This window comes from Achromobacter sp. EB05, assembly GCF_044232075.1.
In the GTDB taxonomy this organism is placed as follows: domain Bacteria; phylum Pseudomonadota; class Gammaproteobacteria; order Burkholderiales; family Burkholderiaceae_B; genus Achromobacter; species Achromobacter dolens.
The window spans coordinates 2,718,630-2,738,151 of record NZ_CP155917.1 but is presented as its reverse complement, the minus strand read 5'-3'; the positions used below and the strand labels follow the sequence as shown (position 1 = coordinate 2,738,151).

Annotated in this window: 20 protein-coding genes; 5 read left to right on the top strand and 15 right to left on the bottom strand. The window is 67.0% G+C overall.

Annotation, left to right across the window (positions count from 1 at the left end; genetic code table 11):
• Positions 1–24: 24 nt before the first annotated feature.
• Together AAID08_RS12630 and AAID08_RS12625 are read right to left on the bottom strand one after the other, a co-directional pair.
• Positions 25–1,380, bottom strand: coding sequence for a hypothetical protein (locus tag AAID08_RS12630; protein WP_395757703.1), 1,356 nt, complete (start codon positions 1,378–1,380; stop codon positions 25–27).
• Positions 1,377–2,012, bottom strand: a complete 636-nt coding sequence (locus tag AAID08_RS12625) for a DUF2971 domain-containing protein (RefSeq protein ID WP_395757702.1) — start codon at positions 2,010–2,012, stop codon at positions 1,377–1,379. Before AAID08_RS12625 ends, AAID08_RS12630 begins: the two co-directional genes overlap by 4 nt.
• 90 nt (positions 2,013–2,102) lie before the next feature.
• Between AAID08_RS12625 and AAID08_RS12620 the strand changes: the two genes are divergently transcribed.
• The gene (locus tag AAID08_RS12620) at positions 2,103–2,555 is read left to right on the top strand and encodes a hypothetical protein (protein ID WP_144655065.1); all 453 of its coding nucleotides are present in this window, start codon (positions 2,103–2,105) and stop codon (positions 2,553–2,555) included.
• A gap of 68 nt (positions 2,556–2,623) precedes the next feature.
• On the opposite strand, the gene AAID08_RS12615 is transcribed toward AAID08_RS12620, so the two are convergent.
• Positions 2,624–3,583, bottom strand: coding sequence for a serine aminopeptidase domain-containing protein (locus AAID08_RS12615; RefSeq protein WP_343719198.1), 960 nt, complete (start codon positions 3,581–3,583; stop codon positions 2,624–2,626).
• 61 nt (positions 3,584–3,644) lie between these two features.
• Positions 3,645–4,889 carry a hypothetical protein gene (locus AAID08_RS12610; protein WP_343719199.1) on the bottom strand — a complete coding sequence of 415 codons (1,245 nt, stop codon included), beginning with the start codon at positions 4,887–4,889 and terminating at the stop codon, positions 3,645–3,647.
• Positions 4,890–5,047: 158 nt separating this feature from the next.
• Here AAID08_RS12610 and catB point away from each other — a divergent pair, with 158 nt between their 5' ends.
• Positions 5,048–5,698: a type B chloramphenicol O-acetyltransferase gene (gene catB, locus AAID08_RS12605; RefSeq protein WP_064528087.1), complete on the top strand. Its 651-nt coding sequence runs from the start codon at positions 5,048–5,050 to the stop codon at positions 5,696–5,698.
• On the opposite strand, the gene AAID08_RS12600 is transcribed toward catB, so the two are convergent.
• Positions 5,673–6,035, bottom strand: a complete 363-nt coding sequence (locus AAID08_RS12600) for a winged helix-turn-helix domain-containing protein (protein WP_064528084.1) — start codon at positions 6,033–6,035, stop codon at positions 5,673–5,675. The two genes, catB and AAID08_RS12600, sit on opposite strands and share 26 nt — an antisense overlap.
• Before the next feature lie 21 nt (positions 6,036–6,056).
• Entirely contained in the window at positions 6,057–6,362 is a 306-nt protein-coding gene (locus AAID08_RS12595; protein ID WP_064528081.1) for a DUF4148 domain-containing protein, read from the bottom strand.
• 221 nt (positions 6,363–6,583) lie between these two features.
• Between AAID08_RS12595 and AAID08_RS12590 the strand changes: the two genes are divergently transcribed.
• Positions 6,584–7,972: a hypothetical protein gene (locus AAID08_RS12590; protein WP_155755610.1), complete on the top strand. Its 1,389-nt coding sequence runs from the start codon at positions 6,584–6,586 to the stop codon at positions 7,970–7,972.
• A 45-nt stretch (positions 7,973–8,017) separates the two neighbouring features.
• On the opposite strand, the gene AAID08_RS12585 is transcribed toward AAID08_RS12590, so the two are convergent.
• The 6 genes from AAID08_RS12585 to AAID08_RS12560 form a co-directional block, all read right to left on the bottom strand.
• A complete protein-coding gene (locus AAID08_RS12585; RefSeq protein WP_054502716.1) occupies positions 8,018–9,748 on the bottom strand; it encodes an ABC transporter substrate-binding protein in 1,731 nt (576 codons plus the stop codon).
• A 111-nt stretch (positions 9,749–9,859) separates the two neighbouring features.
• Positions 9,860–10,168: a DUF2160 domain-containing protein gene (locus AAID08_RS12580; protein WP_054502717.1), complete on the bottom strand. Its 309-nt coding sequence runs from the start codon at positions 10,166–10,168 to the stop codon at positions 9,860–9,862.
• Positions 10,169–10,183: 15 nt separating this feature from the next.
• Complete coding sequence (locus AAID08_RS12575; RefSeq protein ID WP_006385279.1) at positions 10,184–10,996, bottom strand: carbohydrate ABC transporter permease; 813 nt, start codon at positions 10,994–10,996, stop codon at positions 10,184–10,186.
• Complete coding sequence (locus tag AAID08_RS12570) at positions 10,989–11,879, bottom strand: carbohydrate ABC transporter permease (RefSeq protein ID WP_006385278.1); 891 nt, start codon at positions 11,877–11,879, stop codon at positions 10,989–10,991. The genes AAID08_RS12575 and AAID08_RS12570 overlap by 8 nt, the downstream gene beginning before the upstream one ends.
• On the bottom strand, positions 11,876–12,964 hold the full coding sequence (locus AAID08_RS12565) for an ABC transporter ATP-binding protein (RefSeq protein ID WP_395757701.1): 1,089 nt from the start codon (positions 12,962–12,964) through the stop codon (positions 11,876–11,878). The genes AAID08_RS12570 and AAID08_RS12565 overlap by 4 nt, the downstream gene beginning before the upstream one ends.
• Positions 12,964–14,049, bottom strand: a complete 1,086-nt coding sequence (locus AAID08_RS12560) for an ABC transporter ATP-binding protein (protein ID WP_175142422.1) — start codon at positions 14,047–14,049, stop codon at positions 12,964–12,966. Before AAID08_RS12560 ends, AAID08_RS12565 begins: the two co-directional genes overlap by 1 nt.
• Positions 14,050–14,279: 230 nt before the next feature.
• On the opposite strand from AAID08_RS12560, the gene AAID08_RS12555 reads away from it, so the two are divergent.
• Together AAID08_RS12555 and AAID08_RS12550 are read left to right on the top strand one after the other, a co-directional pair.
• Entirely contained in the window at positions 14,280–15,071 is a 792-nt protein-coding gene (locus AAID08_RS12555; RefSeq protein ID WP_054502720.1) for a DeoR/GlpR family DNA-binding transcription regulator, read from the top strand.
• Between the two features lie 103 nt (positions 15,072–15,174).
• Entirely contained in the window at positions 15,175–16,773 is a 1,599-nt protein-coding gene (locus AAID08_RS12550; protein WP_054502721.1) for a glycerol-3-phosphate dehydrogenase/oxidase, read from the top strand.
• 155 nt (positions 16,774–16,928) lie between these two features.
• Here the strand turns inward: AAID08_RS12550 and AAID08_RS12545 are convergent, their stop codons facing one another.
• The 3 genes from AAID08_RS12545 to AAID08_RS12535 form a co-directional block, all read right to left on the bottom strand.
• The gene (locus AAID08_RS12545; RefSeq protein WP_054502722.1) at positions 16,929–17,543 is read right to left on the bottom strand and encodes an HD-GYP domain-containing protein; all 615 of its coding nucleotides are present in this window, start codon (positions 17,541–17,543) and stop codon (positions 16,929–16,931) included.
• A gap of 136 nt (positions 17,544–17,679) precedes the next feature.
• Positions 17,680–18,360: a type 1 glutamine amidotransferase domain-containing protein gene (locus AAID08_RS12540; protein ID WP_054502723.1), complete on the bottom strand. Its 681-nt coding sequence runs from the start codon at positions 18,358–18,360 to the stop codon at positions 17,680–17,682.
• Positions 18,361–18,383: 23 nt separating this feature from the next.
• Positions 18,384–19,421 carry an NADP-dependent oxidoreductase gene (locus tag AAID08_RS12535; RefSeq protein ID WP_064528071.1) on the bottom strand — a complete coding sequence of 346 codons (1,038 nt, stop codon included), beginning with the start codon at positions 19,419–19,421 and terminating at the stop codon, positions 18,384–18,386.
• Between the last annotated feature and the right edge of the window lie 101 nt (positions 19,422–19,522).

The following is a 19,522-nucleotide window of genomic DNA, read 5'->3' as shown; positions in this document are numbered from 1 at the left end:
CGGCTGATGCCGGCGGCGCGACGTTCAGGTGCATTGCCACAGATGCGCGCTGACGCGGCAGTGGCCGCACCAGAAGCTGTAGTTGCAGCCGCCGCTGCCCCACATCCAGTCGCCGCCGTCCGCCTGCGGCAGGTCGGAATCGAGCTGCATCGCGAACGACATGCGCTGGTCGCAATCCGGACAGGCGGGGTAGTCCGCCGACTGCACCCAGCTGGGCGGGCCGCCGACACGGCTCAGGTTCTGGCGGCCGTTGGAATCGCCCCAGTCCTGCCAGGCCCAGCGCGACGGGGCCTGGAACAGGGCCACGTCGGCCTCGCGCAGCGGTTCGGCGGGAAACTCCGGCGTCACCGGCTCGGCCCGGCGCTGCGACGGATGCGCTTGCGGCGCGCCGTCGCCGTCGTGTTGGAAGAAGAGGATCGGGCCGTCCTGTTCCCACCCCTGGCACGACAGGCAGGTGGCCAGCGTCAGCGATGTGGCGCAATCGATACCGGCCACCTCGGGCCGCGGCAAGGTCAACAGGCGATGCAAGGGTCCATGGCACAGGCCGCAGGCGGCCGCGAGCGTGCCGCCCATGCGGCCCGCCGTCACGGTGGCCATCGGCGACTCGGCGTCCGGCGCCGGCGAACCCCAGGTGGGATGCAGGCGCTGGATCTCGCGCCGCCACGCGGGTTGCGAGGCCGTCATCTGCTTGCGTTGCGCCGCGTCGAAACGGATGTGCAGGGGCTGCTCGCCATGCAGCGCGCGCGCCTGGCCGTCGTCGTCGGCATAGCCCACTTCCATCAGCCAATAGATGGCGTCGGGATCCACGCCGCCCCCGAAGCCCTGGCGCCAGGCGCGCGACACCGTCCGCGGCTGGCGCGAGTGCAACAGGGCGCGGGCGCGTAGTTGGTCCGGGGAATCCGCTTCGATCGTCGGCGGCAGTTGCGCCAGCCACGCCCGCGCCGTCTCGGCGTCCAGCGCGCGCCACGCCCGGTCGATATTGAAACGCGGGCCGCCCGCGCCGGCTTCCGCCATGGCCAGCAGCGCCGGCCAGTGGCCCGCGAACAGCTGCGGCCTTTGCAGCGCGGCTGAATCCAGCACTTCCGCCACGCCTTCCGAGGCCGGCCCGCGCAGCGCCCGCTGCCACGCCTGCCGCAACGTGGCGGCATAAGTGGCGTCGTCCATCAGGTCGAGCGCGGCGTCGATGAAGGTGGCGTGCTTGAGGCCGCGATCCAGGAACCGCGTGACCAGTTCCCCCAGCGCCGCCGGGTCATCGCGGCGCAGCCGCAACACCTGGCCCATGGGGTCGTTGTTCGTCCAGCCCAGCCGCTCAAAGGCGTCGACGATCTGCGCCGGCGACAGCGCGGCCTGCGCGGCCATCTTGTCGTTGCCGTCCGTCATGCCGGCTCCTTGCGGCCGGCGCTGGCGAATTTCTTCCAATCCTCGTTCTCGACCAGCGTCGAGCGGAACACGCGCAGTTTCTCGCAGCCCTTGATCGACTTCAGCACCTTCTTGACCTGGTCGCACACGGTGGCCGGCAGCCACGGGCTGAGCGTGACGCGCTTGATGGTCGCGGGTGCCACCGGAATGCGCAGCACCGGCGTATCGCGCGTCCTGCGGCAGACGAACAGGCGGAATTCCTTTTCATCGCGGAAGGCGTGGCGCTTGAGGAACGGCAGGTCGGCCTCGACGGGCGGCTGCTCGCGCAGCGACTTGATGGTGCGATACTGCACCGCCTCGGCCCGCAGGTCGGGCACGGCTTTGACCTGCTCCACCAGCTTTTCCTTGTCGAACTCGATGCAGACCCCGCCGCTGCCGTGCGAGAACACGCGCCAGTGGTGATAGGTCTCGGAGGCCTCGGCCAAGCACAGCGCATAGATGCCGAGCAGGCGCTTGGCGCGGGCGTATTCCTCGATGTAGAACGAGTCGTTGCGGTCGTCCCACGCCTTCGGATTAAGCAGCGCCAATTCGCCCGTCTGCAGGTAGTCGATCAGGTAGGGAAGCTCGGTGTATCTGCGCAACGAGGTGGCCAAGGCGGTGCTCCGGTGTGTACCCAGCCGCCAGTCTACCCGCATCGCCGCCGGCACGACGTTACACTGGCCCCTTGGCAAAAAGGAGACTCCATGCAGCAGAACAATGGTGAAGGAAGGCAAGCTCCCCGGCGTCACGCGCCTACCAGTCAGCGGTTCTGGTACATCGTCCTGGCGGGCACGCTGGTCACCCTCAGCTATGACCTCATGCCGCTGCTGCGCGGGCAGCTCTCGCCCCTGCTCAAGCTGATCATTCCCGGGCTGCTGCTGGCCGGGCTATACCGTGGCAGCGAATGGGCGCGATGGCTGCTGATGGTATTGCTGCTGGGCTTCGGCGTGCTGGTCATGTACCTGACGACCTCGCTGATGCCCTACTCGATCGACATCTGGCTGCACCGCTTTGTGTGCAGTGCCGCCATGATCGCGACGGGGCTGTACCTGGCGCTGGCCAGGAAGGACTTCCAGCGCTATTGCAGCTACGTGGCGTTTCGCGACGGCCCCAAGGCCGCGGCCAGGAAGCGGGCCGCCGCCGACGCCCGCCGCTAGCGCCCGGCACGCCAGGGCGCATCGACCGTCAACCGCTCACGCCGGCAGGCCGGCGCTTCCCGGCGCGTTCAGCGCAACGCGGTCTTGAAGAACGCGACCACCGCCGCGTTGAAGTCACGGTGCCACGCCGCGCGGTCGAAACCCGGCGCGTCGCGGCAGATCGCCGGCCCGGCCTCGGCCTGCGCGGCCGAGCACGGCGCCAGGAACGCGAAGTGCCCGGCGCCAGCCACCGGGCGGAACTCGGATGCCGGCAACCCCTCGCGCACCGCCTCGACACTGGCCGGCGTGACGCCGTCGCCGCCCCGCTCCGAGGCCCACAACTGCACCGGCATCGACACCGCCTTGAGCGCATCCGCGCCGAACGCGTTGAGCGGGTCGGCGATGACCAGCGCCCTGATGCGCGCATCCTTCACATAGGGTTGCGCCGGCACCTTGCCGTCGCGGATGTCGCGGCACATCGGCAGTGACGGTTCGCCGCCGCAGAGCGCCAGGCCGCGCGTGAAATCGGGCGTCGCGCCGGCCAGCACCAGGCCGGTGTAGCCGCCGCGCGAAAAGCCGAAGAAACCCACCGCGCCGTCCAGTTGCGCCCGCTGCGGCCAGGCGCCGGCCAGGTAGTCGATCAGCCGCTTGATCTCGCGCGGCCGGGTCGAGAAGATCGACAGATAGCCCTGGCGCGAGCGGTCCACCGCATTGTCGCCGACATGGTTGATCGCCGCCACCACGAAGCCGGCGTCCGCCAGCGCCGCGGCGGTGTCGTGATGGCCCAGGTACGAGCCGGCCGATCCGTGCGACATGACGATGAGCGGCTTGCGCCCGTCGGTCATCGGACAGTCCGGCGTCGCCGCGAGGGTGACGCGGCCGATGGCCACTTCCCTTGGCGGCGCGGCGCACGGATACCAGATGCCGCCCTGCAGGGCCGGGCCGTTCATGTCCATCGGCAGGTTCAGGCGCTGGAACCCCGCGGCGTGAACGCCGCCCCCGAAGGCGAACGACAGGACGAGGCAGCAGCGCAGGAAGGTCTTGAACATGGAATCGCAAGGAAATGGCGGCTTCGCGCCGCCGCGCCGGCCGCCCGAAAAGAATTTCATCCTAAACCTCCTCGATCACCGCCGTGGGCGCGAACGGCGTGCCCAGCCCCAGCGCGCGATAGATGCGCTCCAGGATGCGCTGGCGCCGCGTCGGCCTGCCCATGCGCCAGCGCGTGTCCAGGATCAGCAGCGGCAAGGCGACGCAAAGCCAGGCCACCAGCAGAAATACGAACGCCACCGCGGCCAGTTCGGGCGCCGTCTCGCGACTCGACGGCGAATCGGAGGAGGACAGCACCGCCACCACCACCAGCCAGCTCACCAGGAGCAGGATCGCCAGCAAAGACAGCATCGGCACGCGCTGCCTCAGGCCCACGCCCACGGGCGCGATGTCGGTGAAGGCGGCTCGAAAATAGTGGTGGCAGACATAGACGCGGCCGTCTTCCAGGTTGCGCAGGCCGTAGACCAGTTGCTCGGGCCCCGCGCCGGCGATCTGGCCGGCATAGGCGGCCACCTCCACCTGGTCGCCTTCGGCCAGGAACGGCAGCGCATCGCCGAAATTCTCGGCGACGTACATGATGAAGCGGCGCGCGCCCACCTGGAAGCGATAGACGCCATAACTGGGCGCGGTGCGGACCGACGGCCTGGACTCGTGCGTCAGCGACGCCAGGACGCCGCGTATCAGCAGGATCTCGGGCGACGCGTCGGCGATCAGCGTCTCGCCCTCGCCTTGCGGGTGCGAGACGGACGCCTGCGCCGTCGGCGCGACGTGCCGCACGGGGGTCTGCAGCAAGTCGCGGTACAACGCTTCGCTGCGCAGGATCGCCGCCCGATGCCGGCGGTTGTCCCACAGGCCGTAGAGCGAGTAGCCAGCCAGCAGCACGGCAACCAGTGCCACCGTCAGCGCCAGCACAAGCAACAGCACCTGCGCGAACGACGACAGGTCCAGCAGGCTGGCGCCGGCGCCGGCCACCGCGGCCACGGCCAGGCTGATGCCGATGCCGCGCCATCCCCGGCGGCGCTGATCGACGTAATAGCGCGGCGGGATGCCCCGGCCCTGCCCCGCGTTCAACCAGGAAAAATGACGCAATCCCCGAGGGCCGCCTTCAAGCACGCCGACGCGCACCGGCGCGGCCTGTTGCCGCAAGCCCTGCAGCGTGCGGATATCGGCCGGGTCGTCGAAGGTGCCGTTGACCGCCACGCCGTTGACCCGGAACCACACCTGGCCGCGGACGAAAGGCACCGCGACCCGCATCGCGTCGATGCGGCCTTCGACCGTTGCGGCCACCGTGTTCGTGCGTCTGGACATGCGCGCTGACGGGCCGCAACGCGGGCGGCCAATGTTGGAAAGCGCCCAGCATACCGCAAGCCGCGGCGGGCTCGGGAATGTGCGATCATCGACGGTTGCGAGCCGCTCCGCCAGCCGCCGCGACACCACGCGGGCCGGAGCCGGCCACCGAGACCGCCATGACCAATCACTTCGAAAGCCCCTTCAAAGGCAAGCTGCTCTCCGACGACGTCACCAACAGGAACATCAAGGTCGGCCGCTACAGCTACTATTCCGGCTACTACCACGGCCATTCGTTCGACGACTGCGCGCGCTACCTCATGCCGGACCGCGACGACGTGGATCAACTGATCATCGGCAGCTTCTGCTCCATCGGCTCGGGCGCCGCCTTCATCATGGCGGGCAACCAGGGCCATCGGTACGACTGGGCGTCGTCGTTCCCGTTCTTCTACATGAGCGAAGTGCCGGCGTTCGCGCAAGCACGCGACGCGTTCCAGAAGGCCGGCGACACCGTCATCGGCAACGACGTCTGGATCGGTTCCGAAGCCATGATCATGCCCGGCATCACGATCGGGCACGGCGCGGTGATCGGCAGCCGCGCCCTCGTCACCCGGGACGTGGAGCCCTACACGATCGTCGGCGGCAATCCCGCCAAGCCGATCAGGAAGCGCTTTGCCGATGACGATATCGCCTTGCTATTGGAAATGCAGTGGTGGGACTGGCCCGAGGACAGGCTGGCCGGCGCCATGCCCCTGCTGTGCTCGGGCGATATCAAGGGCCTGCACCGGTATTGGCGCGACGGCGTCACAACGGCGCCGCGGCCGGCATGAAGCCGCCGCCGCGGATCACGTGCAGCAAGCGCGGCCGGCTGCCGCCATCGACCTTCCTGCGCAGGCGGCGCATGGCGATCGCGACGGCCTGGCACTTGACGTGTCCCGCGCCCAGGCCGGGCGTCCGGGCCTTCCAGACCGACTCGGCCAATTGCCAACTGGTGAACACCGCGCCCGGCCTGCCCATGAGCATGGCGAGCAGCCCGAACTCCTTCGGCGTCAACAGCAGCGGTTCGCCATCCCGGTACGCGCGACAGCGCAGCAGGTCCAGCTCCAGGTCCGCGAATTGCAGCCTGTCGCCGGACTCGGGCATGCACGTCAACGAAACGTGGCCCATTTCGGCCTGACTCCGGCGCCGTTATCGGCGCAGTTCGTTCTGGCGCTGCACTTCGGCCTGGTAGTCCGGGCCCGAGCGCAGCCGCACATACTCCGAGAACGCCGCCTTGTACTCGGGACTGTAGATGTCCGGCGTGGCCTCGCCGCTCCAGAACCGGTCCACGCCGGCGCGCTTCCACAGCGCCAGGTCGGCCAGCACGTCGGCGCGCGAGAGCGACGCGCCGTAGGGGCTGGTCAGGGCCGTGGACGGCGCCTGCTGGGCCAGCGCCGTGCCGGAAACGCCCGCCGCCAGGGCCAGGATCAGTGCGGTTTTACGAAGAATCTGCATGCTTCACTCCTATGAATCGTGGGGGGTAGTGCACGGGATTCATTCTAGGAAGGCGATGCAGACAGAAAGCGGATAAGGGGATTACGTTTTTGAAAGGTGCGGAATGACCTCGATTAGCTCCTTTTTTTCCCTCCATATTTTCGAATACCTTGTCCTGGCAATGCTCTATATTTCGCGGGATCGATGCAGCAGCATCAACGTGTGATTCGGAGAGTTCCCTCGTGCACACTACATCCCAAACCGAAACGCAGCCAGATCATGCCCGCGATCAGGCCCCCTACTATCTGATTATTGAGAAGATACGTCCGGGCGATGTGCTGTTGACTCGCGGCACGACACCGCGCGCGGGCCTGATCGCCTACGGCACGAAAGGCCGGTATTCACACGCGGCGTTATGGGTCATACCGAAGGAAGGGGCCATCCCCATCCTGATGGAGGCGGACAGTGTCGGAGTCGGCCCCACATTCCTTCCAACAGTGACTTTGACAGGCCCGGACGGCTTGCCGATCTTCGCCTATGCCCTAGGTGACCTCGAGGAAATTTCCCTCTTGCGGCATCCGCAGATTCAAAACCTGGACGCCGGCATTGTGTCGGAAGTCACCGAAGAGCTCATCGAAGATGTCTGGAGCCGCCGCTATTCAGCGTTGGTTCGATTGTCGGACATGCTCGATACTTCGTATCTCAGGGGCCCAGCTCGAAAACTGTTCGCGGCGATCGATGCGGTCAATCGCGATCCTCGTGGGCACCACGGCATATTCTGCTCTGAGCTAGTGGCCATGTATTTCGAGCGTTTATCCCTGCCTCTGTTCCAGGGACGGCCTCCGTCTGCCATGTCGCCGAACCATCTGGCCGAGGCAGCGAGCGGACTTCAGCCAGTGACCGATGCCATCATCGATTCCGAAGCCGCCAGGTTCATGACAAAGGCCGCCAGTAGCGCGTTGCGGCCGACTCGTAAGGAATGGCTGGGTCCATTAGTGAACGGACGCCATCGCCACGAAGTCATGACGGCCGCGACGGATAGACTAACTGACACGCTCCAGTCGATGCGAGACCAGTGGATCTCGTTGGCGATCGATGGTAGTCAAAACATGACGATACAAATGCAAGCTGCGATTCGTCAGGCCGCTCAGGCAAGGGACCAGATTTACCTGGAAAAATTCTGCAAACACACTTGCACGCAGATTTTCTTAAACCACTTACTCGTTGTCTTGCAACAGCATTCTCAAGGCGACCAAAACGAAGATAACGCCTCCTACCGCACTGCGGCACATCAGTACCTGACGGATTTATTCAACGCGCTTAACGAAGAAAACACTCATGCCTTCTTAAGAGCCCAACACCTCTTCGCACTATCTCTAGCCAGAGATCACAAAGAAAACGGCTCCTCTTTGAGCAAACGACAAATCAGATCGACGCGCAGAAAGCTCCTGAATCAATGGCGCAAATATCGCGAAGACCGACTCAACTTACTGAGATTGGTTGACTCGCGTGCCCTCCATACTTGTCCCACTCACTCGGAACTAATTTACCGTGACACACTCCTCGCTGCTGCACTCACGGGCTCGCAAGACACATCAAGCAAAATAGGCTCGGAATTTCCATCCTCATAACAGAGGGCAACGCCGAAGACGCTGCCCTCTGTTCGCCTCACAGAATTACCGCACCTTCCCTTCCTTCCAGGCCTCCAGCAGCTTCTCGTACGCCACCGTTTCGCCCTTGGGCTTTTCATTGGCCAGCTTCTTCCACGGCGCGTGCTGGTCCGACAGCCACTTGTTCGGATCGCCCTTGGCGTTCAGCTTGGGCGCGCATTGCGCCATGCCGGCCCGCTCCAGCCGCGCCATCACCTGGTCCATTTCGTTGGCCAGGTTGTCCATCGCGGCCTGCGGCGTCTTTTCGCCGGTGACGGCGGTGGCGACGTTCTTCCACCACAGTTGCGCCAGCTTGGGATAGTCGGGCACGTTGTTGCCGGTCGGCGTCCAGGCCACCCGCGCCGGGCTGCGGTAGAACTCGATCAGGCCGCCGTAGTTGGCCGCGTTCTTGCTGAAGTAGTCGCTGTGGATGTCGCTGTCGCGGATGAAGGTCAGGCCGGTGATCGACTTCTTCAGCGACACCGTCTTGGCCGTGACGAACTGGGCGTAGAGCCAGGCGGCGGCCATCTTGTCGGGGTTGGTGGACTTGAAGAACGTCCACGAGCCCACGTCCTGGTAGCCGTTCTGCATGCCGTCCTTCCAGTACGGACCGTACGGCGACGGCGCCATGCGCCACTTGGGCGTGCCGTCCTCGTTGACCACCGGCAGGCCCTTCTTGGTCATGTCGGCGGTGAAGGCCGTGTACCAGAAGATCTGCTGCGCGATCTGGCCCTGGGCCGGCACCGGGCCGGATTCCGAGAACGTCATGCCCATGGCCTGCTGCGGCGCGTACTTCTTCATCCAGTCGACGTACTTGGTCAGCGCATAGACCGCGGCCGGACTGTTGGTGGCGCCGCCGCGCGCCACCGAGGCGCCCACCGGCGTGCACTTGTCGTCGGCCACGCGGATGCCCCACTCGTCCACCGGCATGCCGTTGGGCAGGCCCTTGTCGGCGGCGCCGGCCATTGACAGCCACGCGTCGGTGAAGCGCCAGCCCAGCGACGGGTCCTTCTTGCCGTAGTCCATGTGGCCATAGACCTTCTTGCCGTCGATCTCCTTGACGTCGTTTGAGAAGAAGTCGGCGATGTCCTCGTAGGCGGACCAGTTGGTCGGCACGCCCAGCTCGTAGCCGTACTTGGCCTTGAACTTGTCCTTCAGGTCCTGGCGCGCGAACCAGTCGGCGCGGAACCAGTAGACGTTGGCGAACTGCTGGTCGGGCAACTGGTAGAGCTTGCCGTCCGGCGCGGTGGTGAACTTGGTGCCGATGAAGTCCTTCAGGTCCAGGCCCGGATTGGTCCATTCCTTGCCCGCGCCAGCCATGTAGTCGGACAGCGGCAGGATGGCGCCGTAGCGATAGTGGGTGCCGATCAGGTCGGAGTCGGAGATCCAGCCGTCGTAGATCGACTTGCCCGACTGCATCGAGGTCTGCAGCTTCTCGACCACGTCGCCTTCCTGGATCAGGTCGTGGTTGACCTTGATGCCGGTGATCTCGGTGAAGGCCTTGGCCAGCACCTTGGACTCGTACTCGTGGGTGGTGATGGTTTCCGACACCACGTTGATTTCATTGACGCCCTTGGCCTTGAGCTTGGCGGCGGTCTCGATGAACCACTTCATCTCGGCCATCTGCTGGTCCTTGGACAGGGTCGACGGCTGGAATTCCGAATCGACCCACTTCTTCGCCTCCGGCTCGCCGGCCCAGGCCCCTGACGTACCGATCAGGGCGATGGCGGCCGCCATGGCGTGCATGCGCAATTTCATGACCTGTCTCCTCGATAAGTCCTCCCCATGGGTGCTGCGGACTTCTGGCCGGGGAAGACACTGGCCGATCGTCCTTCCAAACCGCTGATATCGCGCGGGGTCTGCGCCCCGTCAGCCTTTCCTCATGATGAAGGCCAGCAGCAGCATGGACAGCACGAAGCTGATCCACACCGATGGCGGCTCATCCAGCGAAAACCATTCCACCGCCTTCTGCCCGAACCCCAGGAACGCCAGGTTGAGCCAGGCCGCGGCCATCAGGCCGATGAAGAGGCGGTCGCCCCGGGTCGTGCGCAGCGGCAGGAAGCCCTTGCGCTCGACCGTGGGCGATTTCAGTTCCCAGACCGTCATGCCCACCAGCATCAGCACGATGCAGGAGAAGAACACGGCGACGGGGGTGGTCCATACCATCCAGCTCAACATGTGGCGTCCTCCCCCTCAGACCCGGCCCATCGCGAAGCCCTTCGCGATGTAGTGCCGCACGAACCAGATGACGATGCCGCCGGGCACGATGGTCAGCACCCCGGCCGCCGCCAGCACGCCCCAGTCCATGCCCGAGGCCGAGACCGTGCGCGTCATGGTGGCGACGATGGGCTTGGCGTTGACCGAGGTCAGCGTGCGCGCCAGCAGCAGCTCGACCCAACTGAACATGAAGCAGAAGAACGCCGCAACGCCCACGCCCGACTTGATCAGCGGCAGGAAGATCGTCAGGAAGAAGCGCGGGAACGAATAGCCGTCCACGTAGGCCGTCTCGTCGATCTCGCGCGGCACGCCGGACATGAAGCCTTCCAGGATCCACACCGCCAGCGGCACGTTGAACACCAGGTGCGCCAACGCCACCGCCAGGTGCGTGTCCATCAGCCCGAACGAGCTGTACAACTGGAAGAACGGCAGCAGGAACACCGCCGGCGGCGTCATGCGGTTGGTCAGCAGCCAGAAGAACACGTGCTTGTCGCCGATGAAGCGGTAGCGCGAGAACGCGTAGGCCGCCGGCAGCGCCACGGCCAGCGAGATGACCGTGTTGATGACCACGTAGATCAGCGAGTTGATGTAGCCCGAATACCAGGCCGGATCGGTGAAGATGGTGCGGTAGTGCTCCAGCGTGAAATCGCGCGGCCACAGCGTCAGGGTGCTGACGATCTCGGTATTGGTCTTGAACGACATGTTCAGCATCCAGTACAGCGGCAGGATGGCGAACACCAGGTACAGCGCCAGGAAGGCGCCGCGCCACCAGGTCGATTGCTCACGCATTGGCGCGCTCCTCGTCGAAACCGCCGGTGGTGCCGGCGCGCTGCATCCAGTTGTACAGAATGAAGCAGAGCAGCAGGATGATCAGGAAGTAGATGATCGAGAACGCCGCCGCCGGGCCCAGGTCGAACTGGCCCACGGCCTTCTGCGTCAGGTACTGCGACAGGAAGGTGGTGGCGTTGCCCGGCCCGCCGCCGGTCAGCACGAACGGCTCGGTGTAGATCATGAAGCTGTCCATGAAGCGCAGCAACACCGCGATCATCAGCACGCCGCGCATCTTGGGCAACTGGATGTAGCGGAACACCGCCAGGCGCGAGGCGCCATCGATGCGCGCGGCCTGGTAATAGGCGTCGGGAATGGCGCGCAGGCCGGCATAGCACAGCAGCGCCACCAGCGGCGTCCAGTGCCAGACGTCCATCACCAGCACCGTGACCCAGGCGTCGAGGTCGTTGCCGGTGTAGTTGTAGTCCACCCCCAGCCACGACAGCGTCGCCCCCAGCAGGCCGATGTCGGTGCGGCCGAACACCTGCCAGATGGTGCCCACCACGTTCCACGGGATCAGCAGCGACAGCGCGATGATGACCAGCACCGCCGAGGCGCGCCAGCCGCTGGCCGGCATCGACAGCGCCAGCAGGATGCCCAGCGGGATCTCGATGGCCAGCACCGCCAGCGAGAAGCCGATCTGGCGCAGCAGCGCGCCGTGCAGTTCCTCGTCCTGCAGCACGGCGGCGAACCATTCGGTGCCGACGAACACGCGGCGCTCGGGCGAAATGATGTCCTGCACCGAGTAGTTGACGATGGTCATCAGCGGCAGGATGGCCGAGAACGCCACGCACAGCACCACGGGCAGGACCAGGAACCAGGCCCGGTGATCGATCGGTTTCATCGGATCAGCTCCTCGTCGCGGTAGAAGCAGGTATGCGGATTGAGCGCCGACAGCCAGACCGTGGCGCCGGGCGCGATGGATGCCGCGTCGGTGCCCAGGCGGGCGCGCAGCGGCGTGCCCTCGAAGTCGGCCAGCAGCAAGGTGTAGGTGCCCACGTCCTGCACCCGCTGGACCGTGGCCGGGATGGCGCCAGGCGCGTTGGCGTCGGCCAGGCGCAGGTATTCCGGGCGCACGCCCAGCTTGACCGGGCCGGCGTCGGCCAGCCGGGTCGCCATCGCATCCGGCAGGCCGTCGACGCGGCGCTGGCCCACCATCAGGCCGCCGTCGCGCCATTGCGCCGGCAGGAAGTTCATGCCGGGCGAGCCGATGAAATGGCCGACGAAGGTATGCGCCGGCCGCTCGAACAGGTCGTCGGCGCTGCCCACCTGCACCGCGCGGCCGCGCGCCATCACCATCACCTGGTCGGCGAAGGTCAGCGCCTCGGTCTGGTCGTGCGTGACGTAGATCAGCGTCAGCTTGAACTCGTGGTGGATTTCCTTGAGCTTGCGGCGCAATTCCCACTTCAGTTGCGGGTCGATCACGGTCAGCGGTTCGTCGAACAGCACCGCCGACACGTCGTTGCGCACCAGGCCGCGCCCTAGCGAGATCTTCTGCTTGGCGTCGGCCGTCAGGCCGCTGGCGCGGCGCTCCAGCACGTGCGACATCTCCAGCATCTCGGCGATGCGGCCGACGCGCTCGCGGATCTGCTTGGCGGGCACGCCGCGGTTGCGCAGCGGGAACGCCAGGTTCTCGGCCACGGTCATGGTGTCGTACACCACCGGGAACTGGAACACCTGGGCGATGTTGCGCGCCTGCGGCGTCTTGTGGGTGAAGTCCTGGCCGTCGAACAGGATGCGGCCGTGCGAGGGCCGCAGCAGGCCCGAGACGCAATTGAGCAAGGTGGTCTTGCCGCAGCCCGAGGGACCCAGCAAGGCGTAGGCGCCGCCGTCGCGGAAGGTGAACTTGAGCGGCAGCAGCGCGTAGTCCTCGTCGGCCTGGGGATTGGCGACGTAGGAATGGGAGAGGTCCAGCTCGATCTGCGCCATCAGGCGATCCCTCCGCTGGCGTGGGGTCGGGCGGGGGCCGCCAGCAAGGCGCCGTCGGCGCCGAAGGCGTAGGTCTGGGCCGGGTCGAAGTACAGCGTCAGGCGCTGCTCCAGCGTGTAGCGATGCACGCCCGGCAATTGCGCGACCACGTCGCCGGCGGCCGTTTCGGCGTGCACGAAGGTGTCGGACCCGGAGATCTCGGCCAGCTTGACCACGCCGTCCAGGCCGATGTGGCCAGGGCGCGGCGCAATGTCCAACGCGCCCGCCCGCAAGCCGGCGGTGAGCGCCCCGCCCGCGCCGGGCGGCAGTGGCCGCGCGACGGCGACGCCGCCCTGCAGCGTGAAGCCGGCGGCGTCGCGCTGCGCGGCGAACAGGTTCATGGGTGGATCGCTGAAGGCGCGCGCCACCCGGATCGAATTGGGCCGGTGAAAGACCTCGGCGGTCGGGCCGTACTGCAGCAGTTCGCCCGCGTCCAGCACGGCGGTGTGGCCGCCCAGCAGCAACGCTTCGCCCGGCTCGGTGGTGGCGTAGACCACGGTCGAGCGGCCCTCGGCGAACAGGGCCGAGAGCTCGTCGCGCAGTTCCTCGCGCAGCTTGTAGTCCAGGTTGACCAGCGGTTCGTCCAGCAGGATCAGCGGCGCGTCCTTGACCAGGGCCCGCGCCAGCGCCACCCGCTGCTGCTGCCCGCCGGACAGTTCAGAGGGATGACGGGCCAGCAGGTGGTCGATGTGCAGGCGCGCGGCCATGGCCCCGACCTTGTCGGCGATACCCGACGCGCCGCGCAGCTTGAGCGGCGAGGCGATGTTGTCGAACACCGTCATGGACGGATAGTTGATGAATTGCTGGTACACCATGGCGACGTTGCGCTGGCGCACCGGCACCCCGGTCACGTCGACGCCGTCGGCCAGCACGCGGCCCTCGGTGGGCCGGTCGAGCCCAGCCATGATGCGCATCAGCGATGTCTTGCCCGCCAGGGTCACCCCCAGCAACACGGTCATGGCGCCCGGCACGGGGGCCAGGCTCATGGGATACAGGTGCGTCTGCGAGCCGGCTCGCAACGCAATCCTGTCCAGGGTCAGCTGCATCTGGTCTCCTCTGCCTTTAATACGTCCCCGGTTTATCAACCGGACTTCGGTACATCGGGTACAGCGGCCCTGCAGGCGCGCAAGAACGCGCCGGGTCGGGTTTTTCTTTCAGATCGCTTTCGTTTTTTGTGCGTTTTACTCAAGAAGCGAAAAAAATACAATCTTGCAGCGCGTCATTATTTTTCGCTTTTGTTGTTTTATGATGCGACTGTGACACTCCATACGCCAACATGACACTCAATCCCAGACAGAGCGCCTTGATCGAAATGGTGCGGGCCCAGGGCTCGGCCACGATCGAAGAGCTGGCCAAACGCTTCGACGTCACGCTGCAGACCGTGCGGCGCGACGTCAACATCCTGTCCGAGGCCGGCCTGCTGTCGCGCTTCCACGGCGGCGTGCGCATCGAAGCGTCGACTATCGAGAACATCGCCTATCGCAAGCGCCAGGGGCTGCACGCGGCCGGCAAGCAACGCATCGCCGAGGCCGTGGCCCGCGCCGTGCCCGACGGCTGCTCGCTGATCCTGAACATCGGCACCACCACCGAAGCCATCGCCCGCGCCCTGCTGCGCCATCGCGGCCTGCGCGTCATCACCAACAACCTGCACGTGGCCGACATCCTTTCCGACAACCCGGATTGCGAAGTCATCGTCGCCGGCGGCGTGGTGCGTTCGCGCGACCGCGGCATCGTCGGCGAGGCCACCATGGACTTCATCCGCCAGTTCCGGGTCGACATCGGCCTGATCGGCATTTCCGGCATCGAGGCCGACGGCACGCTGCGCGACTACGACTTCCGCGAAGTGCGCGTGGCCCGCACCATCATCGAACAGTCGCGCGAAGTGTGGCTGGCCGCCGACAGCAGCAAATTCAAGCGCCAGGCCATGGTGGAGCTGGCGCACATCTCGCAGATCGACCGCTTCTTCACCGACGCGCATCCGCAGGAACCGCTGGCGCAAGTGCTGCTGGACGCCGGCGTGCGCTGCGAAGTGGCCGCCGCGCCGAACGCGGCCAAGGTATCCGCCTGACCGGCTTGACCCGGACCGGAGCAAGGCGCTTGCGCCCCGCCCGGCCGGCACGAAAAGAAACGAACACCGCACCGAACCCTAGCGGCCCCGCCGCCCCACGCATATGAACCAACCGCTCGCCACCGTCACCCCGCCCGACCGCAACCGCCTGCTGGCGCAACTGGACAACACGCCCGCCTGGGACGTGATCGTCATCGGCGGCGGCGCCACCGGCCTGGGCACCGCCGTCGACGCCGCCAGCCGCGGCTACCGCACCCTGCTGATCGAGGCCGCCGACTTCGCCAAGGGCACCTCCAGCAAGGCCACCAAGCTGGTGCACGGCGGCGTGCGCTACCTGGCGCAGGGCAACATCAGCCTGGTGCGCGAAGCGCTGCACGAGCGCGGCCTGCTCAACCGCAACGCGCCGCACCTGGTGTGGCCCCTGGGCTTCGTGGTGCCGGCCTACAACCTGCTGGACCAGCCCTTCTACGGCATCGGCCTGAAGATGTACGACATGCTGGCCGGCAAGCTCAACCTGTCGCCCAGCCGCTGGCTGTCGCGCCGCGACACGCTGGCCAACGCGCCGACGCTGGCCGAGAACGTCAACGGCCGCGGCCTGAAGGGCGGCGTGCTGTACTACGACGGCCAATTCGACGACGCGCGCCTGGCGCTGAGCCTGATGCGCACCCTGTTCGACCTGGGCGGCACGGCGGTCAACTACGTGCGCGCCACCGGCCTGACCACCACCGGCGGCAAGGTCGACGGCGTCACGGCGCAGGACGCGCTGGGCGGCGCCAGCTTCACCTTGCGCGCGCGCTGCGTCATCAACGCCACCGGCGTCTGGGTCGACAGCGTGCGCCGCATGGAAGACAAGAACGCGCCCACCATGGTGGCGCCCAGCCAGGGCGTCCACCTGACGCTACCGCACGACTTCCTGCCCGGCAAGCGCGCCATCCTGATCCCCAAGACCGACGACGGCCGCGTGCTGTTCGTGGTGCCATGGAACGGCCACACCATCGTCGGCACCACCGACTCGCCGCGCAACGACCTGCCGCTGGATCCGGAAGCCGGCGCCCAGGACGTCGATTTCATCCTGAGCACCGCCGCGCGCTATCTCAGCCGCAAGCCGACCCGCGACGACGTCACCAGTGTCTGGGCCGGCCTGCGGCCGCTGGTCAAGGCCACCGGCGACGCCGCCACCAAATCGCTGTCGCGCGAGCACACCATCCTGGTGTCGCAGGCCGGGCTGGTGACGGTCACGGGCGGCAAGTGGACCACCTACCGCCGCATGGCGCAGGACGTGGTCGACACCGCCATCCAGCACCAGTTGCTGACGCAGGCCAGTTGCCGCACCGAGTCGCTGGCGCTGCATGGCGCCAACGGCCTGGCGCCGTCGCAGGAACACGCCGGCACGCCGGACAGCTACTACGGCAGCGACCTGGCCACGCTCAAGGCCCTGCCCGGCGCCGAGCGCATGCTGGTCAAGAGCAGCGGCCTGTCCGAAGCCCACGTGCGCTTCGCCGCGCGCTTCGAACTGGCGCGCAGCGCCGAGGACGTGCTGGCGCGCCGCAACCGCGCGCTGTTCCTGGACGCAGAGGCCGCCATGCTGGCCGCGCCCGAAGTGGCCCGCATCCTGGCCGAGGAACTGGGCCACGACGCCGCCTGGCAGCAGCGCACGCTGCAGGAACTGGCCGGCGTCGCCGCGCACTACCGCCTGAAATGACGCGCTGAAAAGTGACGCGCCGACAATCGACGCGCTGAAGCCGCGCGCCCGGGGCGCGCCGTGATTGTCCGCACCCGCAACGCCGCGCCGGCATGGCGCGGCGTTGTCGCATGGCGCCGGAGCCTGAGCAAGGCGCCTTGCAGGGAAAACAGGCGCTAGGGCACGCGCAGCGGACTGGACTGGATCATGGTCTCGAACACGCGCAGCAGGTCCGGATCGCACTTGGCCCCGGCCTCGCGGTTGAGGATGCGCATGATCTCGGCGTGCGTGCGCGCCGGATGATAGGGCCGCGCGTCGCCCAGCGCATCGTAGGAATCGGCCAGCGAAATGATGCGCGCGTGCAGCGGGATGTCGTGCCCCGCGAGTCCGTCGGGATAGCCCGAGCCGTCGAAATGCTCGTGATGATGGCGCACCGCCAGCGCGATGCGCTCGCGCTGGGGCATGTTGCTGTGCAGGATGATGTCCGCACCCACGGCGGCGTGCGACTTCATGATCTCCCAATCCTCTTTTTCGAGGCGCTTGGGCGAGAACAGCACGCGATCGGGGGTGCCGATCTTGCCCACGTCATGCAGGCGGGCGGCCACGGCCACGGCGTGTTGGTCATCTTCGTTCAGGCCGCAGGCCCGCGCCAGCGCCACGCTCAGCGCGACGACGCGGTGGCAATGGCGGCCGGTGGCGGCGTCGCGGGCCTGCATCGCGGCGAACAGCGCCGCTTCACAGGATCCTGCGGCCTGCGCGGCAGGCGCGCTTGGGGGGACATCTGGAGGCATCGGTCTTGGCGCGCGCGGTTGCAACGGAACCGCGCGCCTGTGTCAGAAAGTATCAATTCTGACACAAGCACGTACCGTTCCGACAACACGCCGCGCCCCTGGACGCGAACGCCCGTAACCATGCCCCGCCTTGCGTTCAGGCCCGCAGGCGTTCTAGCAGCGCCTGCGCCACGCCGACCGACGATGCCGGATTCTGCCCGGTGATCAAGAGGCCATCGGAGACGATGTGCGGTTGCCAGTCGGCGCCCTTGCTGTAGAGGCCGCCCAACAGCGCCAGCTCGTCTTCCACCAGGAATGGCACGACGGCGGTCAACTGCACCGCCGCCTCTTCCGTGTTGGAAAAGCCGGTCACCTGGCGGCCCTGCACCAGCGGCTTGCCGTCGGCGGTCTTGGCGTGGCGCAGCACGCCCGGCGCGTGGCAGACCGCCGCCACGGGCTTGCCCGCCGCCAGCATGGTCTCGATCAACGCCACCGACTTGGGGTCTTCGGCCAAGTCCCATAGCGGGCCGTGGCCGCCGGGATAGAACACCGCGTCGTAATCGGCGGCCTGCACCTCGGCCAGCCGGCGTGTGCTGGCCAGGCGCCGCTGCGCCTCGGCATCCTGGCGGAAGCGGCGCGTGTCATCGGTCTGGGCGTCGGGATCGTCACTCTTGGGATCGAGCGGCGGCTGCCCGCCCTGCGGCGAGGCCAGCGTCAGCGTGGCGCCCGCGTCCAGGAAGGCGTAGTACGGCGCGGCGAACTCCTCCAGCCAGAAGCCGGTCTTGCGGCCGGTGTCGCCCAGCGTGTCGTGGGAAGTCAGCACGATCAGGATATTCATGTTGCGCTCCTCATGTTGCGTTCCTATTCATCCGGCCCGACGCGCACGATGCGCTTGCCGGCGTTCTCGCCCTTGAGCAGGCCCATCAGCCCGCGCGGCGCATTCTCCAGGCCATCGACCACGTCTTCGCGGTACTTGATGCGGCCGTCGCGCAGCAGCTCCTGCATGGCCGCGCGGAACTCGCCGAAACGCGGCGCGTATTCGTTGAAGATGATGAAGCCCTGCATCTTGATGCGCTTGGTCAGGATGGTGCGCATCAGCAGCGGCAGGCGGTCGGGGCCGTCGGGCAGGCTGGTGGCGTTGTAGGCCGAGATCAGGCCGCATACCGGCACCCGCGCGCGCGGATTGAGCAGCGGCAGCACGGCGTCGAACACCGCGCCGCCGACGTTCTCGAAATACACGTCGATGCCCTGCGGCACCGCCTTGGCCAGCAGGTTGGCCATGGCCGGATCGCGGTGGTCGATGCAGGCGTCAAAGCCCAGTTCCTCGACCACGTAGCGGCACTTGTCGGGGCCGCCGGCGATGCCCACCGCCTTGCAGCCGTGGATCTTGGCCAACTGGCCCACCACCGCGCCGACCGCGCCGCTGGCGGCGGCCACCACCACGGTTTCGCCGGCCTTGGGCTGGCCGATGTCCAGCAGGCCCATGTAGCCGGTGAAGCCGGGCATGCCCAGCACGCCCAGCGAATACGACGGACGCTCGGGCGCCGAACCCAGCTTGAGCAGGCCGCTGCCGTCGGAGACGGCGTAGTCCTGCCAGCCGGACTGGGACAGCACCCACTCGCCCACCGGATAGTCGGCGTGGCGCGAGGCCACCACCCGGGCCACGGTGCCGCCCACCATGGGCTGGCCGACCTGCACCGGCTCGGCGTACGAAGGCGCGTCGCTCATGCGGCCGCGCATGTAGGGATCGAGGGAAAGATAGACCGTGCGCAGCAGCAGTTGGCCCGGCCCGGGTTCGGGGACCGCGCCGGTTTCCAGGCGGAAATCGCTGTCGGCGGGTTCGCCGCTTGGCCGCGAGGCCAGGACGATGCGGCGGTTGAGGGAGGACGATTGCGGCATGGCGTGCTGACTCCTTCTGTTCCGATCAGCTCATTACACCACCTCCGCCGGCCGGCCCGCCCGCCAACCCTGCCAGCCGCTGCCCTTTTAATTAATTAAGT

Excerpts from the sequence above, each read along its gene's own strand:
- AAID08_RS12535 (WP_064528071.1), bottom strand. The coding sequence starts at position 19,421 with ATGCCGCAATCGTCCTCCCTCAACCGCCGCATCGTCCTGGCCTCGCGG.
- AAID08_RS12575 (WP_006385279.1), bottom strand. The coding sequence starts at position 10,996 with ATGCGTGAGCAATCGACCTGGTGGCGCGGCGCCTTCCTGGCGCTGTAC.
- AAID08_RS12610 (WP_343719199.1), bottom strand. The coding sequence starts at position 4,889 with ATGTCCAGACGCACGAACACGGTGGCCGCAACGGTCGAAGGCCGCATC.
- catB (WP_064528087.1), top strand. The coding sequence starts at position 5,048 with ATGACCAATCACTTCGAAAGCCCCTTCAAAGGCAAGCTGCTCTCCGAC.
- AAID08_RS12565 (WP_395757701.1), bottom strand. The coding sequence starts at position 12,964 with ATGGCGCAGATCGAGCTGGACCTCTCCCATTCCTACGTCGCCAATCCC.
- AAID08_RS12580 (WP_054502717.1), bottom strand. The coding sequence starts at position 10,168 with ATGTTGAGCTGGATGGTATGGACCACCCCCGTCGCCGTGTTCTTCTCC.
- AAID08_RS12585 (WP_054502716.1), bottom strand. The coding sequence starts at position 9,748 with ATGAAATTGCGCATGCACGCCATGGCGGCCGCCATCGCCCTGATCGGT.
- AAID08_RS12620 (WP_144655065.1), top strand. The coding sequence starts at position 2,103 with ATGCAGCAGAACAATGGTGAAGGAAGGCAAGCTCCCCGGCGTCACGCG.
- AAID08_RS12600 (WP_064528084.1), bottom strand. The coding sequence starts at position 6,035 with ATGGGCCACGTTTCGTTGACGTGCATGCCCGAGTCCGGCGACAGGCTG.
- AAID08_RS12630 (WP_395757703.1), bottom strand. The coding sequence starts at position 1,380 with ATGACGGACGGCAACGACAAGATGGCCGCGCAGGCCGCGCTGTCGCCG.
- AAID08_RS12555 (WP_054502720.1), top strand. The coding sequence starts at position 14,280 with ATGACACTCAATCCCAGACAGAGCGCCTTGATCGAAATGGTGCGGGCC.
- AAID08_RS12545 (WP_054502722.1), bottom strand. The coding sequence starts at position 17,543 with ATGCCTCCAGATGTCCCCCCAAGCGCGCCTGCCGCGCAGGCCGCAGGA.
- AAID08_RS12560 (WP_175142422.1), bottom strand. The coding sequence starts at position 14,049 with ATGCAGCTGACCCTGGACAGGATTGCGTTGCGAGCCGGCTCGCAGACG.
- AAID08_RS12615 (WP_343719198.1), bottom strand. The coding sequence starts at position 3,583 with ATGTTCAAGACCTTCCTGCGCTGCTGCCTCGTCCTGTCGTTCGCCTTC.
- AAID08_RS12570 (WP_006385278.1), bottom strand. The coding sequence starts at position 11,879 with ATGAAACCGATCGATCACCGGGCCTGGTTCCTGGTCCTGCCCGTGGTG.
- AAID08_RS12540 (WP_054502723.1), bottom strand. The coding sequence starts at position 18,360 with ATGAATATCCTGATCGTGCTGACTTCCCACGACACGCTGGGCGACACC.
- AAID08_RS12595 (WP_064528081.1), bottom strand. The coding sequence starts at position 6,362 with ATGCAGATTCTTCGTAAAACCGCACTGATCCTGGCCCTGGCGGCGGGC.
- AAID08_RS12550 (WP_054502721.1), top strand. The coding sequence starts at position 15,175 with ATGAACCAACCGCTCGCCACCGTCACCCCGCCCGACCGCAACCGCCTG.